Annotated in this window: 1 protein-coding gene; it reads left to right on the top strand. The window is 37.2% G+C overall.

Features of this window, described 5'->3' with window-relative positions; genetic code table 11:
- The coding region (locus GOQ17_RS16085) for an ISAon1 family transposase N-terminal region protein (protein ID WP_201288659.1) at positions 1-219 on the top strand (219 nt) is incomplete at its 5' end.
- Between the last annotated feature and the right edge of the window lie 195 nt (positions 220-414).

The following is a 414-nucleotide window of genomic DNA, read 5'->3' as shown; positions in this document are numbered from 1 at the left end:
GAATTCAAAACCAATAGCTTATTATCCAAAGGTTTTTTTGATCCCGTTACTTTACAAGATTTTCCTATTCGTGGTCAGCAAGTTTATTTACATGTTAAACGTCGAAGATGGCTCAATCAAGATACTGGTAAGGTAGTTTATAGGGATTGGAATTTAGTAGCAAAAGGAACGCGTGTCACATCAGATTTCGCGGCTTTTTTAAAAGGTATCAGCGGATAATCAAGCCCATAGCATCGAAACTATTAGCTCATTTTATGGTATATCCGCCAATAAATTAAGGCGATATTACCGTAATAAACTCAGTGGTTTTCAACAGTGGGCCCATCGCGAAAATGCACAGGAAGGACTAATATTTCCAAAGAATATAGGTAGTAGTCTTTCCATTGATGAAACCAGTCTTTCTCATGGTGAACT

Source organism: Sphingobacterium composti (assembly GCF_009829075.1).
In the GTDB taxonomy this organism is placed as follows: Bacteria; Bacteroidota; Bacteroidia; order Sphingobacteriales; family Sphingobacteriaceae; genus Sphingobacterium; species Sphingobacterium composti.
The sequence above is the reverse complement of the archived record's forward strand: the minus strand, read 5'-3'. Positions and strand labels throughout refer to the sequence as shown.